Below are 16,055 nucleotides of genomic sequence, written 5' to 3' on the forward strand. Positions count from 1 at the left end.
AGGCTTCACAGGCGGCCCGCGCGGCCTGCAGCCACCGACGATTCAATCGACGCCACGGTCTTCCGTGGTGTCCTGCTTTGCGGGCAGGCTCTTCTCCGCTTTCGCCGCGGCAGATGGTGGATAGAGCCGTCGGAAGACCGGCTCCACCAGCAGCAGCACCGCGATCAGCCGGCACACCTGGAACGCGGTGACCACCGGCACCCCCAATTGCAGCACCTTAGCGGTGATCGCCATCTCGGCGATGCCGCCCGGTGAAGTGCCCAGCACCAGCGTGGCCGCCGGGATGCCGACGACGTGCGACAGCGCCAGCGCGAAGACCGCGCACAGCGCCACCAGCACCAGCGTGCCGAAGGCCACCGTGCCCAGCCAGCGCGGCGCGGTGTGCACGAAGCTGCGGTTGAAGCGCACCCCCAGGCTGATGCCGATCAGCAGCTGCGCCGCGTTCGACATCGCCTGCGGCACCGCCGACAGGCCGATGCCCGAGAGCGTCAGCGCCATCGACACCAGCAGCGCGCCCAGGAACCAGGGGTTGGCACGCTTCAACCGCGCCGCCAGCCAGCCGCCCGCGCCGGCCAGCGCCACCAGCAGCGCCAGGCCTTCGGGGCGCACCTCGCGCACCGCGGGCGGCAGCGCGTCCAGGCCGTGCAGGCCGCTCCACTGCATCGCGAAGGGGATCACCAGGGTGACGATCAGCACCCGCAGGCTGTGGCTGGCGGCCACCAGGTCGGTGCGGGCGCCGGCGCGCTCGGCCAGCAGCGTCATCTCGGAGGCGGCGCCGATCGCTCCCGCGAAATAGGTGGTGGCCCGCATCTGCCGCGGCGCCAGGCCGGGAAACCGGTGCCCGTGCAGCCGCTGCAGCCAGGCGCCGAACAGCGCCCCCAGGCCCAGCGCCCAGGCCACCGACAGCGCGATCGCCCACCACAGCCCGGCCACCAGCGCGCCGACCTCGGGCGTGAAGTAGAGGCCGAGCGCCGAGGCGATCGTCAGCTGCGCCGCATTGCGCGCCGGCCCGAAGCTGGCGACCGGCGCGCCCGAGACGCCCGCCAGCGCGACCACGACCAGCGGCCCGATCATCCAGGGCAGCGGCGTGTGCAGGTGGACGCAGGCCTCGGCCGCGGCGAAGGCGAGCGCCAGGGTGAACAGGTAGCGGGCGAACTGCGTGCGATCGGGCTGTGCGAAAGAGAAGCGGCGCATCGGGAAGCGAGGAAGTGAAAACGGGCGGACCGCCAGGCGGCCGCGGTCGCCCGCCCCGGGAAACGGCACCGCCCGCGGCGGGCCGGAACCGACCGGCGGCGCCCTCCGGGGCGGCGATTGCAACAGACGTTGCACACCCGGGACACCCGCGGGCGGGCCGCATAGTATCGGCGCATGACCACCCCCGCCCTGCCCCTACGCCGTCTGCCCCGCGCGGGGGCCACCGCCCGCCGCATGGCCCCGATGCTGGTGCTGGCCGCGGTGCTGGCGGGCTGCACCGCCGGGCCGTTCGCCGTGCAGGGCACCGGGCCCGGCGCGGAACCGGCGCGGGCCCCAACCACCGGCGCCGAAGCCACGCCCGACATCCTCCTGATCGGCGAGACGCACGATGCGGCGGGCCAGCCCGAACTGGTGGTCGCGCAGCTGCAGCGGCTCGCCGCCCAGGGCCGCCTGGCCGCGGTGGCGCTGGAGATGGCGCCGCTGGGTGCCACCACCATCGCCCTGCCGCCCGATGCCGACGACGCCGCCCTGCGGCGCGCCCTGCGCTGGGACGAGCGCGCCTGGCCCTGGGCGCGCTATGCGCCGGTGGTGCGGGCGGGGCTCGCGGCCGGCGTGCCGGTGGTCGGCGCCAACCTGCCCGCCGACCAGATGCGCACCGCGATGGAGGACGTGTCGCTCGACGCGCAGCTGGAGCCGGACGTGCGCCGCGCGCAGGAGGAAGCGATCCGCACCGGCCACTGCGGCCTGCTGCCCGAGCGCCAGATCGGCCCGATGACACGGGTGCAGATCGGCCGCGACCGGGCGATGGCGCTGACGCTGGCCGAATCGGCGATGCCCGGCCGCACGGCCGTGCTGCTGGCGGGCGCCGGCCACGTCGACCGGCAGCTGGGCGTGCCGCAGCACCTGCCCACCCAGCTGACGGTGCGCAGCGTGGCGATGGTGGCGGGCGGCGCGGCGCCCGGCGGGCAGGTCGATGCGGTGTGGACCAGCCCGGCGATGCCGCCGGTCGACCACTGCGCCGCCCTGCGGCAGCGCATGGCGCCGGCGCGACGCGGCTGAGCGCGGCAGGGCGTCGCCCCCCCGGAGGCGTTCGCCCGCCATCCGGTCTTCGGCGCCTCTGCTATCGAAAGAGTAGCTAGAGGCCAGCGTCCCTCACCGGCCCGGGGCACTTTTCTTTCATAAACCGGTCTGGGAGGGCGGCCCGGCGGTCGTGCGGCTCACCCGGCAGCCGCGTCGCGCGCCGGCACGCTTCCATCGGCGCGCAGTTGCGCCAGCACCGTCTCCAGCTTGGCGGCCAGGTGCTGCGACAGCACCTCGCGCATCGCCTGCGGATCGCGGGCGGCCAGGGCCTCGACCATCCGCTCGTGGTCGGCCACCGCGCGGGCCCACTTCGTTTCGTCCTGGTTGGAGCGAAAGCGCAGCGCGTGCAGCCGGGCGTTGATCTGCACATAGGTGGCGACCAGCACCGGGTTCTTGGCGGCGGCGTTGATCGCCTGGTGGATCTGCGCGTTGAGCCGGTAGTAGCCGGGCAGGTCGCGCCGGGTCCAGGCGGCCAGCATCTCGTAGTGCAGGGCGCGGATCTCGGCGATCTCCTCATCGGTCACCCGGCGGGCGGCCAGCTCGCCCGATTGGGCCTCCAGGCCGGCCATCACCTCGAAGGTGTGGCGCACGTCGTCTTCCGTCAGCTGCACCGCGACCGCGCCGCGGTTGGGCAGCAGCACCACCAACCCTTCGATCGCGAGCATCTTGATCGCCTCGCGCAGCGGCGTGCGGGAGACGGCCAGCGCCGCGCACAACTCGCGCTCGTTGAGCTTGCTGCCGGGAGCGATGGCGCCCTCGATCAGCATCTGCCGCAGGCGCTGCGCCACCTGCTGGTGCAGGGCGGCGGCCGGGACCGGGACCAGTTCGACTGTCATGGCTCTATTTGTATTCAAAAATTGCATTGAAAGCGCAGGCAACAAGGGAGGCCACCATTGACACGATAGTTTTTGTATTCAAAAAATAGGTTCTGGCCCCGACGCCGGGCCGGCCGGGCAGGCGCCCGGCCGAAGCCCGGCGCGAGCGGCCCCACCACAGGAGACAAGCGATGCATCGAAGAACCTTCATCGGTACCGCGGGCGCGGCCGCCGCCACCCTGGCCGCCCCGCTGCTGCACGCGCAGCCGACGTTGCCGACCGCGCCGGTGCGCATCGTCGTCGGTTTCTCGCCCGGCGGCGGGACCGACATTCTGGCCCGTGTCATCGGCCAGAAGCTCGCGGTGATGTGGAACAACCAGGTGATCGTGGAGAACCGGGCGGGCGCCACCGGCATGATCGCCGCCGAATACGTGGCCAAGCAGCCGGCCGACGGCACCGCGCTGCTGATGGCGCACATCAACAGCCATGCGATCGCCCCGGCGCTCTACCCCAAGATCCCGTACAACGCCGAGCGCGACTTCAGCCCGATCACCCTGGTGGGCGTCACCCCCAATCTGCTGATCTGCGGCGAGCAGCAGCCGGCCAAGACGGTCAGGGAGATCGTCGAGCTGTGCAAGAAGAACCCCGGCAAGATCAGCTTCGGCTCGGCCGGCAACGGCTCGGCCCAGCACCTGGCGCTGGAGATGTTCAAGCTGGCCGCGGGCATCGACGCGATCCACATCCCGTACAAGGGCTCGGGCCCGATGCTCACCGACCTGATCGGCGGCCAGATCAACTACAGCTTCGACACCATGACCGCCGCCACGCCGCATGTGAAGAGCGGCAAGGCGATCGCCGTGGCCCAGACGCGCGAGAAGCGCGCCAAGGGCCACCCCACCGTGCCGACGATGGCCGAATCGGGCTTTCCCGGCTTCGAGGCGACCACCTGGTACGGGCTGGTGGGCCCCGCGAAGATGCCGCCGGCGATGGTCCAGCGGATGAACGAGGACATCAACAAGGTGCTGGCGATGCCCGACGTGATCGAGAAGTTCGAGCAGTACGGCGCCGAGGACGGCGGCGGCTCGGCCGAGAAGTTCGCCGGCTTCATCCAGAGCGAATCGAAGAAGTGGGCCAAGGTGGTCAAGGACGCCAACGTGAAGGCCGACGCATGACCGACGCCACCGCCGCCGCAGCCGGCACCGGCACTGCCGCCCCCGCCGCCCGCCCGCTGCCGCTGGCCGGGATCCGGGTGCTCGACGTGAGCCAGGTGATGGCCGGCCCCTACTGCTGCATGCTGCTGGCCGACCTGGGCGCCGACGTGGTCAAGATCGAGCCGCCCGGCACCGGCGACCAGACGCGCGGCGCCATGGGCTTCAAGCTCAAGGGCGACGACAGCATGGGCTTCCTCAACATGAACCGCAACAAGCGCAGCGTGGCGCTCAACCTCAAGTCGGAGGCCGGGCGCGCGGTGCTGTTGCGCATGGCCCGGGATGCCGACGTGCTGGTCGAGAACTACCGCCCCGGCGTGATGCAGCGGCTGGGCATCGACTACCCGCGCATCGCCGAGGTGAACCCGCGGCTGGTCTACGCCAGCATCTCGGGCTTCGGCCAGAGCGGCCCCTGGTCCGACCGGCCGGGGTTCGACCTGATGGCGCAGGCGATGTCGGGCGTGATGAGCGTCACCGGCTACGCCGACGGCCCGCCGGTGAAGGCCGGCGTGCCGGTGGCCGACATCGGCTGCGCGCTCTTCGCCGCGTACTCGATCCTGGCCGCCACCATCGGCGCGCGCGCCACCGGGCAGGGCCAGTACATCGACGCCTCGCTGTTCGACTCGGCCCTGGCGTTCTCGGTCTGGGACATCTCGGAGTACTGGGGCACCGGCCGCGAGCCGGAGCCGCTCGGCACCTCCAACCGGATGAGCGCGCCCTACCAGGCGATGAAGGCCTCGGACGGCTACTTCGTGATGGGCGCCACCAACCAGAAGCTCTGGACCCTGCTCTGCAACACGCTGGAGCGGCCCGACCTGCTGGCCGATCCGCGCTTCGCCACCGTCTCCACCCGCCTCGCCCACCGGCTGGCGCTGGTCGAGGCGCTGGAGCGGAGCTTCGCCGCCCGCACCAGCGAAGCGTGGATCGAGGCGCTGCTGGCCGCAGGCATCCCGGCCGGGCCGATCCTGAGCTATCCCCAGGCCTTCGGCAGCGACCATGCGAAGCACCGCCGCATGCGCATCGAGATCGACCATCCGGTGGAAGGCTCGGTGCCCAACATCGGGTTTCCGGTGAAGTTCTCGGGCACGCCGCCGCAGGTGCGCCGCCACCCGCCGCTGCTCGGCGAGCATACCGACGCGGTGCTGGACGAGATGGGCATCGGCCCCGAGGAACGGGCGGCGCTGCAGGCCCAGGGCGCCTTCGCCGCATGAGCGCCGCGCCGAACCGCTTCGAGCAGGCGCGCACCGCAGTGCGCAGCACGCAGGTTGCCCGATGAGCGAGCTTGCCGACGCACCGGCCGACGGCGCGGTGCACCTGCGGATCGCCGGCGGCATCGCCGCCGTCACCTTCGACCGTCCGCAGGCCCGCAACGCGATGACCTGGGCGATGTACCAGGCACTCGGCGGCATCTGCGAACGCGTCGCGGCCGACCCGGCGGTGCGGGTGCTGACCCTGCGCGGCGCGGGCGGCCAGGCCTTCGTCGCCGGCACCGACATCGCGCAGTTCGCGGCCTTCGCCGACGGCGAGGACGGCATCGCCTACGAGCGCGGCATCGACGCCGGCATCGCGCTGCTGGAGGGCCTGCCGATGCCGACCGTCGCGCTGGTCGACGGCTGGGCCGTCGGCGGCGGGCTGGCGCTGGCCACGGCCTGCGATTTCCGCATCGCCAGTGCCGGCGCCCGCTTCGGCGTGCCGATCGCCCGCACGCTGGGCAACTGCCTCTCGATCGCCAACCTGGCCCGGCTGCGCGCCGCATTCGGGCCGCAGCCGGTACGCCGGATGCTGCTGCTGGCCGAGACGCTGACCGCCGCGGAGGCGCTGGCCTGCGGTTTCCTGGAGACGGTGTGCGACGGCCCCGACGCCCTGACCGCCGCCGGCGCCCAGCTCTGCGAACAGCTGGCCGCCCTGGCGCCGGTGACCCAGGCGGTATCGAAGGAAGGCCTGCGCCGCCTGGCGCTGCACGCCTTGCCCGAGGCCGACGACCTGGTGCGGCGGGCCTACGGCAGCGCCGACTTCCACGAAGGCGTGGCCGCGTTCACCGCCCGCCGGCCGCCGGCCTGGCAGGGGCGCTGACCCGCCGCGCCGCTGCCTCAGCGCCGGCGGCGGTCCGTCTCGCTCTCGCTGTAGTAGCGCTCCTTGTCCTGGTACATCGCCCGGTCGGCGGCGGCGAGCATCGCCTCGATCTGGTCGCCCGAGGCGCAACTAGCCACGCCCATCGCCAGGCTCAGCACCTGGCCGCTCTGGCCGGCGTGGAACTGGTTGTTCAGCTCCAGGATCGAGACCACCCGCTGCCGCACCGCCTCGGCGCCGTGCAGGTCGGTGCCGGGCAGCAGGATCGCGAACTCGTCGCCGCCGATGCGGGCGGGGTGGACCGGCGCATCGACCGCCTTGGTCAGCACCTCGCCGACGCGCCGCAACAGCCCGTCGCCGGCGGCATGGCCGTGCGCGTCGTTCGCCTCCTTCAGGCCGTTCATGTCCAGCACCAGCACCGACAACGGCCAGGGGCCCTTGCGGGCCAGGCGGTTGAGCTCCTCCGAGTAGTAGGAGCGGTTGCGCAGCTGGGTCAGCACGTCGTGCTGGCCCAGGTATTCCAGGTAGGCCTCCGCCTTCTTGCGGGCGGTGATGTCGACCAGCGACACCAGCACCAGGTCCCAGGTGTCGACATGCGCGTCGAGCACCGCGAACTGCATGTGGATGTTGACCGTGTCGCCCGAGAGCGAGTAGTTGACCACCTCGCGCTGCTGGAACAGCTTGCCGGCCCACAGGTCCTGCAGCTGCTCGGCGAACGAGTCCTGCATCTCGCCGCGGAACACCCGGCCGATGTTCAGCAGCAGCGCGTCCTTGCTGGCGGCACCGAACATCCGCAGCGTCTGCCGGTTGACGTCGATCACCCGGATCTCCTGCATGCAGCGCGCGATGAACTCGGGGTGCACCTTCAAAAAGGTGGAGAAGTCGCCGATGCCCTGCGCCCGCACCCCGTCGAGCAGCCGCTTGACCGCGCTGAAATCCTCCACCCAAAGCGAGACCGGCGACAGGTCGAACAGGTCGCGGGCATGGCGCTCGGCCTGCACCCGCTGGGTGATGTCGTCGAGCGAGACCATCACCCGGCTCCAGTCGTCCTCGTGGCCCGGCAGCACCCGGCCGCGCACTTCCACGTCGAGCCGCCGGCCGTCGAGCGCGTAGTTGACCGTCTGGTTGACGAAGGCGCCGCCGCCGCGCCAGAGCTGGGTCCACTCGGACTTGACCGAGGCGGCCATGTCGCCGCTGAACACCTCGCCGAGCCGCGCGAGCAGCGTGGCCTGGTCGGGCGCGGCGAAGAGCTGCAGCGTGCGCTGGTTCACCTGCAGCACCCGCAGGGCGGACATGCCTTCCTGCACCGCCTCGGGATGCGCGTCCAGGTAGGCGCCCAGGTCGCGCACGCCTTCGGCCCGCAGCCGGTCGAGCAGCCGTTTCAGGCCGCTGAAATCCTCGAGCCACAGGGAGACGGGCGCGAATTCGAAGGCGTGGCCCAGGTCGGCCGAGTCGGAAGGTGGGTTCATGGCAGAAATATCGAATGAAAATGGCCTGCAGCCGGCGCCATCCGCCGACCGGTAGCTATCGATTCAGTAGCAAAGAGGTGCCGTGGCGCAGCCTGCGCCGGTCGACGTCCGGGTGCGGCGGCAAGCCGCACGCCGGACCGCCGCGGCGCACTGCCCATCGATCACGACCGGGCGAGCGGCTGGGACGGCGCACCGTCCGGCGCCAGCACCGGCTGGCGGCGCAGCAGCGCGGCGAATTCGTCGGGCGGCAGGGCGCGGCTGAGCAGGAAGCCCTGGTACATGTCGCAGTGCCGCTCGCGCAGGAAGTCGAGCTGGGCCGGCGTCTCGACGCCCTCGGCGATGACCCGCATGCCCAGGCTGCGCGCCATCGCGATGATGGCCGCGCTGATCGCCATGTCGTCGGCGCTGCCGGGGATGTCGCCGATGAAGCTGCGGTCGATCTTGATCACGTCGATCGGGAAGCGCTTCAACTTGGCGAGCGACGAGTAGCCGGTGCCGAAGTCGTCGATCGCGATCCGCACGCCGAGCGCGCGCAATTGCTCCAGCGTGTCGAGCGCCTCCTCTTCCCGCTCGACCAGCACGCCCTCGGTGATCTCAAGCTCCAGGCAGTCGGCCGGGAAGCCGGTGGCCTGCAGCACCTGGGTGGCCTGGCCCACCACGTCGTTCAGATGGAACTGCCGGGGCGAGACGTTGGCGGCCAGGGTGAGCGGCGGCAGGCCCTCGTCGCGCCAGGCGCGGCCCTGGCGGCAGGTCTCGGCCAGCACCCAGGTGCCGATCGCGCCGATCAGCCCGGTCGATTCGGCCACCGGGATGAAGCGGTCGGGCGGGATCCAGCCCGCCTCGGGGTCGAGCCAGCGCAGCAGCGCCTCGGCACCGACGATGCGGCCGCTGCCGATGTCGACCTGCGGCTGGTAGTGCAGCTGCAGCGTGCCCTGGGCGACGGCGCGGCGCAGCTTGGCCTCCAGCTCCAGCCGGGCGCGGGCGCTGGCGGTCATCTCGTCGGCGAAGTAGCGGTAGACGCCGCGGCCGTCGCCCTTGGCGCGGTAGAGCGCCGCGTCGGCGCCCTGCAGCAGCGCCTCGGGCGTGGTGCCGTGCTGCGGGAACAGGCAGATGCCGGCGCTCATGCCGGTCGCCAGCTCGACCCCGGCGCGCGAATGCCAGGGCTGGGCCAGCGCCTCCATGCAGCTGGCGGCGCCGCTGGCCGCGTCCTCGCCGGTCGGCAGGTTGCGCATCAGCAGCGCGAACTCGTCGCCGCCCAGGCGGGCCAGCACGTCTGTGGGCCGGCGGCAGGCGCCCAGGCGCGCGGCCACCTGCTGCAGCAGCTCGTCGCCGGCCAGGTGGCCGTAGCTGTCGTTGACGTCCTTGAAGCGGTCGAGGTCGAACAGCACCACCGCCAGCATCTCGCCCTCGCGTTCGGCCTCGAGCACCGCCTCCTCCAGCCGCAGCTGGAACATCAGCCGGTTGGGCAGGCCGGTGAGGGCGTCGTGGTGGGCCAGGTAGTCGAGCTTGGCCTCCGACGCCTTCTGCAGGGTGATGTCGGTGAAGACGCCCACGTAGTGGTTGACCTGGCCGGCACCGTCGCGCACCGCGGTGATCGCCAGCATCTCGGGGAATATCTCGCCGCTCTTGCGCCGGTTCCAGACCTCGCCCTGCCAGCGGCCGTGGGTGTCCAGGTCGGCCCACATCTGCGCGTAGAAGGCCGGCGTGTGGCGGCCCGACTGCAGCAGGCGGGGCAGCTGCCCCAGCACATCGGCCGCGGAATAGCCCGAGACGCGGCTGAAGGCGGGGTTGACCGAGACGATGCGCTGGTCGGCATCGGTGACCATCACGCCCTCGACCGTCTCCTCGATGATCGCGTCGGCCAGCCGCAGGTGCGTCTGGGCCGAGCGCATGGCGGTGACGTCCTCCACCACCGGCACGAAGTACACCGGCACGTCGTCTTCGTCGCGCACGATGCTGACCTTGACCTTGAGCCAGCGCGGCAGGCCGTCGGCATGGCGTATGCGGTGCTCGACCTCGTAGTGCAGGGCTTCGCCGCGCAGCAGCACCCCGCGCCGCTCCTGCGCCACCGCCGCGTCGAACGACTCCATCAGCTCGGCCATGTTGCGCCCGACCAGGTCCGCCTCGGTGCGGCCGAAGATCTCGCAGAGCCGGGGGTTGGCCGCCAGCAGCCGGAAGTCGATCGACACCCGGCCGATGCCCACGCCCGCATGCTGCACCATGCCGCCCAGCTCGTTGCCGATGCGCAGGCTGGTCTTGCGTGCCCGCCATTCCCGGCGCAACAGGAGCCAGCCGAGCAGGCCGGTGAGGAAGACGAAGACGATCTCGCCGCCTCCGTGCAGCCACGCGGCCAGCGCGGGATCGGTCGCCTCGAGCGTGCGCTGCAGCCAGTGCGAAGCGAGCATCCAGGCGGCACCGATCGCCACGTAGAAGGCGGCGATGGCGAACGGGCGCAGGCCCTGCTTCATGCGCGGCAGGCCGGGCGTGGCGGAAGGATGCGGGGTCGGAGGCGGCAGCAGGTCATGGCTCGGGCTCGGGCGCGGGGAGGCGGCAGGCCGGCACGCCGGCGGTCGACACCCCCAGCGGGGCGTGCGCCTCCATCGTGCTGTGCGCCGCGCCTCCCGGATACAAATGCGGCAAGCGGCCATTGTGCATGCCCGCAGCCGCCCGACCGGCGACCGTGGCGGTGGGCCGACAGGTTTTTTTGCCGCCCGTCCGCGTCGGCCCGACAATCGGCCGCCATGTCTGCACCCGCCCCTCCCGACGCCGGCGCCCCGCCCCGGCCAGCGCCTTCCGCCGGCCCTGCCGCACTGCCCGCCGCCGCCCTCGCCGACTGGGCCGCGGCCCTCGGGGCCGACCGGGTCGACGCCCGCCCCGAGGCACTGGCGCGGGCGGAAGACACCACCTTCGCCACCCGGCAGCGGGTGCTGGCCCGGCTGCGGCCGGCCGACACGGCGGGCGTCGCGGCCTGCGTGCGCATCGCCCGGCGCCACGGCGTGGCCCTGTACCCGGTGAGCCGCGGCACCAACTGGGGCCTGGGCGGCCGGGTGCCGGCGCAGGGCCCGGCGGTGCTGCTGGAACTGGGCGACATGGACCGCATCCTGTCGTACGACCCGGTCGCCGGCGTGCTGGAGCTGGAGCCGGGCACCACCTTCCGCCAGGTGCACGACTATCTGGCGGAGCGCGACGCACCCTTCTGGCTGGCGCCGATCGGCGGCAGCGACCGAGCCAGCGTCGTCGGCAACACCCTGGAGCGGGGCGACGGCCCCGGCCCGCTGGGCGACCGCAGCCAGTACGCGGGCGCGTTCGAGGTCGTGACCGGCAGCGGCGAGGTGCTGCGCACCGGCTTCGCCCGCTTCGACGGCGCCCGCACCGCCGCCCTGTGCCGCAGCGGCGTCGGCCCCGGGCTGGAGGGCCTGTTCCTGCAGAGCAACCTGGGCATCGTGACCCGGATGGCGGTGGCGCTCACGCCGCGCGCGGCCTGGGAGGCGCGCTTCGTCGCGCGCTTCGCCTCGCTGGAACGGCTGGCCGACGGTGTGGATGCGCTGCGCACGCTCCACCAGCAGCGGGTGCTGACCGACTGCGGCTTCACCGTCTGGAACGTCTACAAGTACCTGGCCCTGCAGGGCCGCTACCCCTGGGCCAGGACCGGCGGCGCCACCCCGTTCCGGCTGGTGCCGCAGGGCGCGCCCGAGCCGGCCTTCTGCACCGGCCTGCTGGGCGCGGCGACGCCGGCGATCGGCGAGGCGCTGGGCGACGCGCTGACCCGCGGCCTGGCGGCCAGCGCCGAATCGCTGCGGCTGCAGACGATCGACGACGCACTGCGCGCGGCCGACCCCACCGCCGTGCCCGGCACCCCCCACCCGGTCAACCTGCGCACCGCCTACTGGCGCAAGCCCGCCGCGGTCGCGGCCGGCCCCGACCCGGAGGCCGACCGCTGCGGCGTGCTCTGGCTCTGCCCGGCCCTGCCCTTCGAGGGCGCCACCGTGGCGCGGATGCTGCAGGCGCTCGGCGAGATCGGCTTCGACCACCGGCTGGAGATGCAGGTGGGGCTCTCGGCCGTCACGCCCCGGCTGCTGCATGCGTTCGTCAGCCTGGTCTACGACCGCGACGTGGAGGGCGAGGACGCGCGCGCCATGGCCTGCCACGACGCGATGCTCGCCTGGCTGCTGGCCGAAGGCCTGCCGCCCTACCGCCTGGGCATCCAGTCGATGGACTGGCTGCGCGAGCGCGACGGGCCGTTCGAGCGGGTGCTGCGCGGGGTGCGGGGCGTGCTGGACCCGGACGGCATCCTGGCGCCGGGCCGCTACCTGTAGCGGCGCCGGCAGGCCCTGTCGGTGCGGCGCCCTCGGCGGCCGGGCGGGCACGCGACGCACCTGTGCCAGCCGTCCCATGCTGCGCACCGGCCGTCCCAGACACCGCCGGGCGCCGGCCCCGGACCGCGCGGTGTGCCGACCGCCGCATTAGCATCCGGCGCATCGCCCCTTCCCTTCTGCCGCCGCCATGACACCTCCCGCCGACTGCTTCGTCCTGCAACCGCACGATTTCTGGCTGTACCGGCGACTGACCTTCCCCGCCTTCCGCGGCTGGCTCGATACACCTTCCGATCCGGGCCTGGTGGCCGTCGGCCTGCGGGTGGACGGCGCCTCGGCCGGGCTGGCACTGGGATGGGTGGCCGACGACGGGCAGGCCACGCTGGCCTCGGTCTTCGTGCTGCCCGAGCACCGCGGGCAGGGCGGCGCCACCGCACTGCTGGCGCACTGGAGCCGGCAGGCCGCGCAGAGCGGCGCCACCGCGCTGCAGGCCACCTGGCGCAGCGGCCAGCCGACCACGGCCGCCGTCGAGGCCCTGCTGGCCCGTGCCGGCTGGAGCGCGCCGCAGCCGCGGATGCTGGTGGTGGTGGCCACGCTCGGGTCGATCGCCGACGCGCCCTGGATCCGTCCGCAGGCGCTGCCTGCCGACATGCGCATCCTGCCCTGGCAGGCAGTGGATGCCGAGGCCCGCGCCGCCCTGCGCGCCTCGCACGCCGAAAACCCCTGGATCGCGCCCGACCTGGTGCCGTTCGACCATGAGGCGAGATGCGAGCCGCACACCAGCTGCGCCCTCGTCTGGAAAGGCGACGTCGTCGGCTGGGTGATCAACCACGCGGTCGACGGCGTGCTGCGCTTTACCTGCAGCTTCATGCATCCGCGTCTGCAGCGCCTCGGGCGCATCGTGCTGCTCTACCAGGCGGCGGTGGCCCGGATGCCGGCCGCCGGTTTCGACACCGGCATGTGGACCGTGCCGGTATGGCATCCCCGGATGGCGGACTTCGCGCGCCGCTGGATGGCGCCGCACGCCACCCGGTTCGACGAGACGCGCGGCGCTGGCAAGTCGCTGGCAGCTGTCTGATCGAAGCGTCACCGCCGGCACCGCGGGCGGGCGCGGACGGTGCCGAAACGAAAAAAGCTGCCATCGGCAGCTTTTTGAAGGGGTGCGGTCGGCCGGCCCGGGGCCGGCGGCCGATCACCAGCCGGAGAAGAAGTTCTTGAACTTGTCGCTGGCGTAGTTGACGCCGCTGTTGACAGCGTGAGCACCGGTGGTGATGCCCGAATCGATCTGGCTGCCGACCTTCTGGGCCGACTTGCCGCCGGCCACCGCCTCGAGTTGCACGTCGGACAGCTCACCGCTGGCGGCGACTTCCTTCTGCTTGTTGATCCACGCCTCGGCTTCAGGGCGGGAGATGTCGTAGCCCTGCGACTTGGCCTTGGCCACAGCGCGGTCGATGAACTCGTCCGGATCCTTGGCGCCGTTCAGCAGTTCGTTGATCTGGGCGGGGTCCGAGCTGACCTTGGAATAGAACTCTTCGATGTGTGCTTGCGACATGGTGGTTTCCTTTGAATGAGGGGAGAAAGCGGGAATGTCGTGCGGCGGGTTCGAATTACCAGCCGGAGAAGAAGTCCTTGAACTTGTCGCCGGCGTAGTTGATGCCGCCGGAGACCGTGCCGACAGCCGAGTCGATCTTGGCGCCGGCCTTGGCGCCACTGGACTTGCCGCCGGCCACCGCCTCGAGCTGCACGTCGGACAGTTCGCCGCTGGCAGCGACTTCCTTCTGCTTGTTGATCCACGCCTCGGCTTCAGGGCGGGAGATGTCGTAGCCCTGCGACTTGGCCTTGGCCACGGCGCGGTCGATGAACTCGTCCGGGCCGCTGGCGCCGTTCAGCAGTTCGTTGATCTGGGCAGGATCCGAGCTGACCTTGGAATAGAACTCTTCGATGTGTGCTTGCGACATGGCGATTCCTGGTGATGTGTGGAAACGATCGAGTAAGGGACTGTGCTGTCGATCCCGAGGGTTCGGTATCGCGGCGAAACGAACTGTAAGGGCATCGGAGGGGTCCGTCTGTGCCGTGGGTTCCAAATGCATGATGCGCCGTCCCAGACTGGCCGGCTAGGGTTTTCCTTGAGATGCTCCGATTGACGTGCTCCGGAGACAATGCCACCGGGTTCGCCAAAACAGGTGCAGACACGGACCTGGAACCTACATTAGTATCCGCCCGTAACCGCGGCCATGCGGTTGCCCGGCACGCCCGCGCGACGCCTTCCTCCCACCGCCCACCCCTCGCGGACCATGAATACCGAAACCGTGATCACGTCGTTCCGCACGCTGTTTGCGAGGCGCCCGGAACTGGCGCAGCGGCTGCGCAGCAGTGCCGACCTGTCGGCGGCGGCGGAGGCGCTGGCCCGCATCGGCGCGGAGAACGGCATCGCCGCCAATCCGGTGGAGATCCGCAGCTACGTGCGCAGCATGGTGCAGCGCGGCACCACCGGCAGCATGGCCGGCGAATTGAACGACGCATCGCTCGACCTGGTCTCGGCCGGTCGCGGCGACCCCGGACCGGCGCTGCTGCTCGACCTGCTGCTGCCCGGCCTTCCCCTTCCCGGAGCTTCGGCATGAACGCCACCACCACGCAGGCCGTACCTGCCTCGCAGCAACTGATCCGGCCGCCGAGCCCAGACCAGCTCGACAGCATGCTGCAGGTGGTCCCCTCGACCTCCTGGCTCACCTTGAGCGTGCTCGGACTCACCCTGGCGGGAGCGCTCGTCTGGAGCATCGTGGCCACCGCGCCGGTGACCGCCAAGGCCGACGGCATCCTGCTCACTCCCAGCGGCGTGGCCGACGTAGCCGCGCCGGCATCGGGCCGGCTCGTCGACATCGCCGTGCGTCCGGGCGACCGGGTGCGTGCAGGCCAGGTGGTGGCCACGCTGGCGCAATCCGACCTCGATGCCCAGCTGGCCGGCCGCCGCCTAGAGCTGGGCAAGCTCGACGACCAGCAGCGCCGCATTCGCGCCTTCCTGCAGACGGAGGCCGGCGCCCGTGCACGGGTGGATGCCGAGCAGAACACGATGCTGCAGGCCCGCGTGGCCTCGTTGACCGAGCAGGAGCGCACCCTGCGCGACATGGTGGCCGCCAACGAGCGTCTTGCAAGCCAGGGCTTCGTCTCGCAGGAACGGCTGCTGCAGGTTCGCAACCAACTGCAGCAAGTCCGCTCCGACCGGGCCGAGGCCGCCACCGCGATCACACGGCTGCGCTCCGAAAACGACACGCACGCGACCCGCTCCGCACGCGAACTGCTCGACCTGGACAACCGCCGCTCGGCACTCGAGCGGGAAATCGGCGCGGCCAAGGAGGAGCTCGGCCGCAAGACAGAGGTGCTGGCGCCGAGCGACGGCCTGGTGGCCGAGCTGGCGGCCAACCCGGGCGAGATCGTCGGCATGGGCGCGCCGGTGATGCGGATGCTGCCCGGCGCGGCCGACCAGACCGGCCTCGTCGGGCTGATCTACCTGCCGCCCGGCGCGGGCAAGCAGGTGCGCGTCGGCATGTCGGTGCAGGTGATCCCGTCGACGGTGCGGGTGCAGCGCGACGGCTACATCTTCGGCGAGGTGACCAATGTCTCGACCATTCCGGCCACCCGCGAAAGCATGATGCGCGTGCTCAAGAACTCGGCCCTGGTCGAGCAACTGACGCGCAGCGGCGCACCCCAGGAAATCACGGTGCGGCTGATGCCCGACGCCGCCACCCCGACCGGCATGCGCTGGTCGTCGGGCACCGGGCCGGCGCAGCCGGTCGGCAACGGCACCACCGCCGAGGCCAAGATCGTGACCAGCGAAATTCCGCTGATCGCCCTGGTCTTCCCGCAGGCCGAGCGCATCCTCGCGCGCATCGGCCTGTGACCCGGTGG

General features: G+C 71.9%; 14 protein-coding genes. 8 read left to right on the plus strand and 6 right to left on the minus strand.

Features of this window, described 5'->3' with window-relative positions; translation table 11 throughout:
* Positions 1-42: 42 nt before the first annotated feature.
* Positions 43-1,194, minus strand: a complete 1,152-nt coding sequence (locus tag ASE76_RS15080) for an AbrB family transcriptional regulator (protein WP_055841101.1) — start codon at positions 1,192-1,194, stop codon at positions 43-45.
* A 174-nt stretch (positions 1,195-1,368) separates the two neighbouring features.
* On the opposite strand from ASE76_RS15080, the gene ASE76_RS15085 reads away from it, so the two are divergent.
* Positions 1,369-2,253 carry a ChaN family lipoprotein gene (locus ASE76_RS15085; protein WP_082448597.1) on the plus strand — a complete coding sequence of 295 codons (885 nt, stop codon included), beginning with the start codon at positions 1,369-1,371 and terminating at the stop codon, positions 2,251-2,253.
* 158 nt (positions 2,254-2,411) lie between these two features.
* On the opposite strand, the gene ASE76_RS15090 is transcribed toward ASE76_RS15085, so the two are convergent.
* Positions 2,412-3,110, minus strand: coding sequence for a GntR family transcriptional regulator (locus ASE76_RS15090; RefSeq protein ID WP_055841109.1), 699 nt, complete (start codon positions 3,108-3,110; stop codon positions 2,412-2,414).
* A gap of 170 nt (positions 3,111-3,280) precedes the next feature.
* Here ASE76_RS15090 and ASE76_RS15095 point away from each other — a divergent pair, with 170 nt between their 5' ends.
* The 3 genes from ASE76_RS15095 to ASE76_RS15105 all read left to right on the plus strand — a co-directional run bounded on the left by ASE76_RS15095 (position 3,281) and on the right by ASE76_RS15105 (position 6,370).
* Complete coding sequence (locus ASE76_RS15095) at positions 3,281-4,261, plus strand: tripartite tricarboxylate transporter substrate binding protein (protein WP_055841112.1); 981 nt, start codon at positions 3,281-3,283, stop codon at positions 4,259-4,261.
* A complete protein-coding gene (locus ASE76_RS15100) occupies positions 4,258-5,508 on the plus strand; it encodes a CaiB/BaiF CoA-transferase family protein (RefSeq protein WP_055841115.1) in 1,251 nt (416 codons plus the stop codon). Before ASE76_RS15095 ends, ASE76_RS15100 begins: the two co-directional genes overlap by 4 nt.
* A 61-nt stretch (positions 5,509-5,569) precedes the next feature.
* Complete coding sequence (locus tag ASE76_RS15105; RefSeq protein WP_055841119.1) at positions 5,570-6,370, plus strand: enoyl-CoA hydratase/isomerase family protein; 801 nt, start codon at positions 5,570-5,572, stop codon at positions 6,368-6,370.
* Positions 6,371-6,387: 17 nt separating this feature from the next.
* On the opposite strand, the gene ASE76_RS15110 is transcribed toward ASE76_RS15105, so the two are convergent.
* The gene (locus ASE76_RS15110) at positions 6,388-7,836 is read right to left on the minus strand and encodes a sensor domain-containing diguanylate cyclase (protein WP_055841122.1); all 1,449 of its coding nucleotides are present in this window, start codon (positions 7,834-7,836) and stop codon (positions 6,388-6,390) included.
* Positions 7,837-7,997: 161 nt separating this feature from the next.
* Positions 7,998-10,304 carry a bifunctional diguanylate cyclase/phosphodiesterase gene (locus ASE76_RS15115; RefSeq protein ID WP_055841124.1) on the minus strand — a complete coding sequence of 769 codons (2,307 nt, stop codon included), beginning with the start codon at positions 10,302-10,304 and terminating at the stop codon, positions 7,998-8,000.
* 273 nt (positions 10,305-10,577) lie between these two features.
* Here ASE76_RS15115 and ASE76_RS15120 point away from each other — a divergent pair, with 273 nt between their 5' ends.
* Positions 10,578-12,152, plus strand: coding sequence for an FAD-binding oxidoreductase (locus ASE76_RS15120; RefSeq protein WP_055841127.1), 1,575 nt, complete (start codon positions 10,578-10,580; stop codon positions 12,150-12,152).
* 187 nt (positions 12,153-12,339) lie between these two features.
* The gene (locus ASE76_RS15125) at positions 12,340-13,227 is read left to right on the plus strand and encodes a GNAT family N-acetyltransferase (RefSeq protein ID WP_055841129.1); all 888 of its coding nucleotides are present in this window, start codon (positions 12,340-12,342) and stop codon (positions 13,225-13,227) included.
* Positions 13,228-13,341: 114 nt separating this feature from the next.
* Here ASE76_RS15125 and ASE76_RS15130 read toward each other — a convergent pair whose 3' ends face one another.
* Both ASE76_RS15130 and ASE76_RS15135 read right to left on the minus strand, forming a co-directional pair.
* Positions 13,342-13,701, minus strand: coding sequence for a Nif11 family protein (locus tag ASE76_RS15130; protein WP_055841132.1), 360 nt, complete (start codon positions 13,699-13,701; stop codon positions 13,342-13,344).
* 55 nt (positions 13,702-13,756) lie between these two features.
* Positions 13,757-14,107: a Nif11 family protein gene (locus tag ASE76_RS15135; RefSeq protein ID WP_055841135.1), complete on the minus strand. Its 351-nt coding sequence runs from the start codon at positions 14,105-14,107 to the stop codon at positions 13,757-13,759.
* A 336-nt stretch (positions 14,108-14,443) separates the two neighbouring features.
* On the opposite strand from ASE76_RS15135, the gene ASE76_RS20895 reads away from it, so the two are divergent.
* Entirely contained in the window at positions 14,444-14,770 is a 327-nt protein-coding gene (locus tag ASE76_RS20895; RefSeq protein ID WP_055841137.1) for a hypothetical protein, read from the plus strand.
* A complete protein-coding gene (locus tag ASE76_RS15145) occupies positions 14,767-16,047 on the plus strand; it encodes an NHLP bacteriocin system secretion protein (protein ID WP_055841140.1) in 1,281 nt (426 codons plus the stop codon). The genes ASE76_RS20895 and ASE76_RS15145 overlap by 4 nt, the downstream gene beginning before the upstream one ends.
* Positions 16,048-16,055: the final 8 nt, after the last annotated feature.

The organism is Xylophilus sp. Leaf220 (assembly GCF_001421705.1).
Taxonomy (GTDB): Bacteria; Pseudomonadota; Gammaproteobacteria; order Burkholderiales; family Burkholderiaceae_C; genus Xylophilus.

Excerpts from the sequence above, each read along its gene's own strand:
- ASE76_RS15080 (WP_055841101.1), bottom strand. The coding sequence starts at position 1,194 with ATGCGCCGCTTCTCTTTCGCACAGCCCGATCGCACGCAGTTCGCCCGC.
- ASE76_RS15085 (WP_082448597.1), top strand. The coding sequence starts at position 1,369 with ATGACCACCCCCGCCCTGCCCCTACGCCGTCTGCCCCGCGCGGGGGCC.
- ASE76_RS15090 (WP_055841109.1), bottom strand. The coding sequence starts at position 3,110 with ATGACAGTCGAACTGGTCCCGGTCCCGGCCGCCGCCCTGCACCAGCAG.
- ASE76_RS15095 (WP_055841112.1), top strand. The coding sequence starts at position 3,281 with ATGCATCGAAGAACCTTCATCGGTACCGCGGGCGCGGCCGCCGCCACC.
- ASE76_RS15100 (WP_055841115.1), top strand. The coding sequence starts at position 4,258 with ATGACCGACGCCACCGCCGCCGCAGCCGGCACCGGCACTGCCGCCCCC.
- ASE76_RS15105 (WP_055841119.1), top strand. The coding sequence starts at position 5,570 with ATGAGCGAGCTTGCCGACGCACCGGCCGACGGCGCGGTGCACCTGCGG.
- ASE76_RS15110 (WP_055841122.1), bottom strand. The coding sequence starts at position 7,836 with ATGAACCCACCTTCCGACTCGGCCGACCTGGGCCACGCCTTCGAATTC.
- ASE76_RS15115 (WP_055841124.1), bottom strand. The coding sequence starts at position 10,304 with ATGAAGCAGGGCCTGCGCCCGTTCGCCATCGCCGCCTTCTACGTGGCG.
- ASE76_RS15120 (WP_055841127.1), top strand. The coding sequence starts at position 10,578 with ATGTCTGCACCCGCCCCTCCCGACGCCGGCGCCCCGCCCCGGCCAGCG.
- ASE76_RS15125 (WP_055841129.1), top strand. The coding sequence starts at position 12,340 with ATGACACCTCCCGCCGACTGCTTCGTCCTGCAACCGCACGATTTCTGG.
- ASE76_RS15130 (WP_055841132.1), bottom strand. The coding sequence starts at position 13,701 with ATGTCGCAAGCACACATCGAAGAGTTCTATTCCAAGGTCAGCTCGGAC.
- ASE76_RS15135 (WP_055841135.1), bottom strand. The coding sequence starts at position 14,107 with ATGTCGCAAGCACACATCGAAGAGTTCTATTCCAAGGTCAGCTCGGAT.
- ASE76_RS20895 (WP_055841137.1), top strand. The coding sequence starts at position 14,444 with ATGAATACCGAAACCGTGATCACGTCGTTCCGCACGCTGTTTGCGAGG.
- ASE76_RS15145 (WP_055841140.1), top strand. The coding sequence starts at position 14,767 with ATGAACGCCACCACCACGCAGGCCGTACCTGCCTCGCAGCAACTGATC.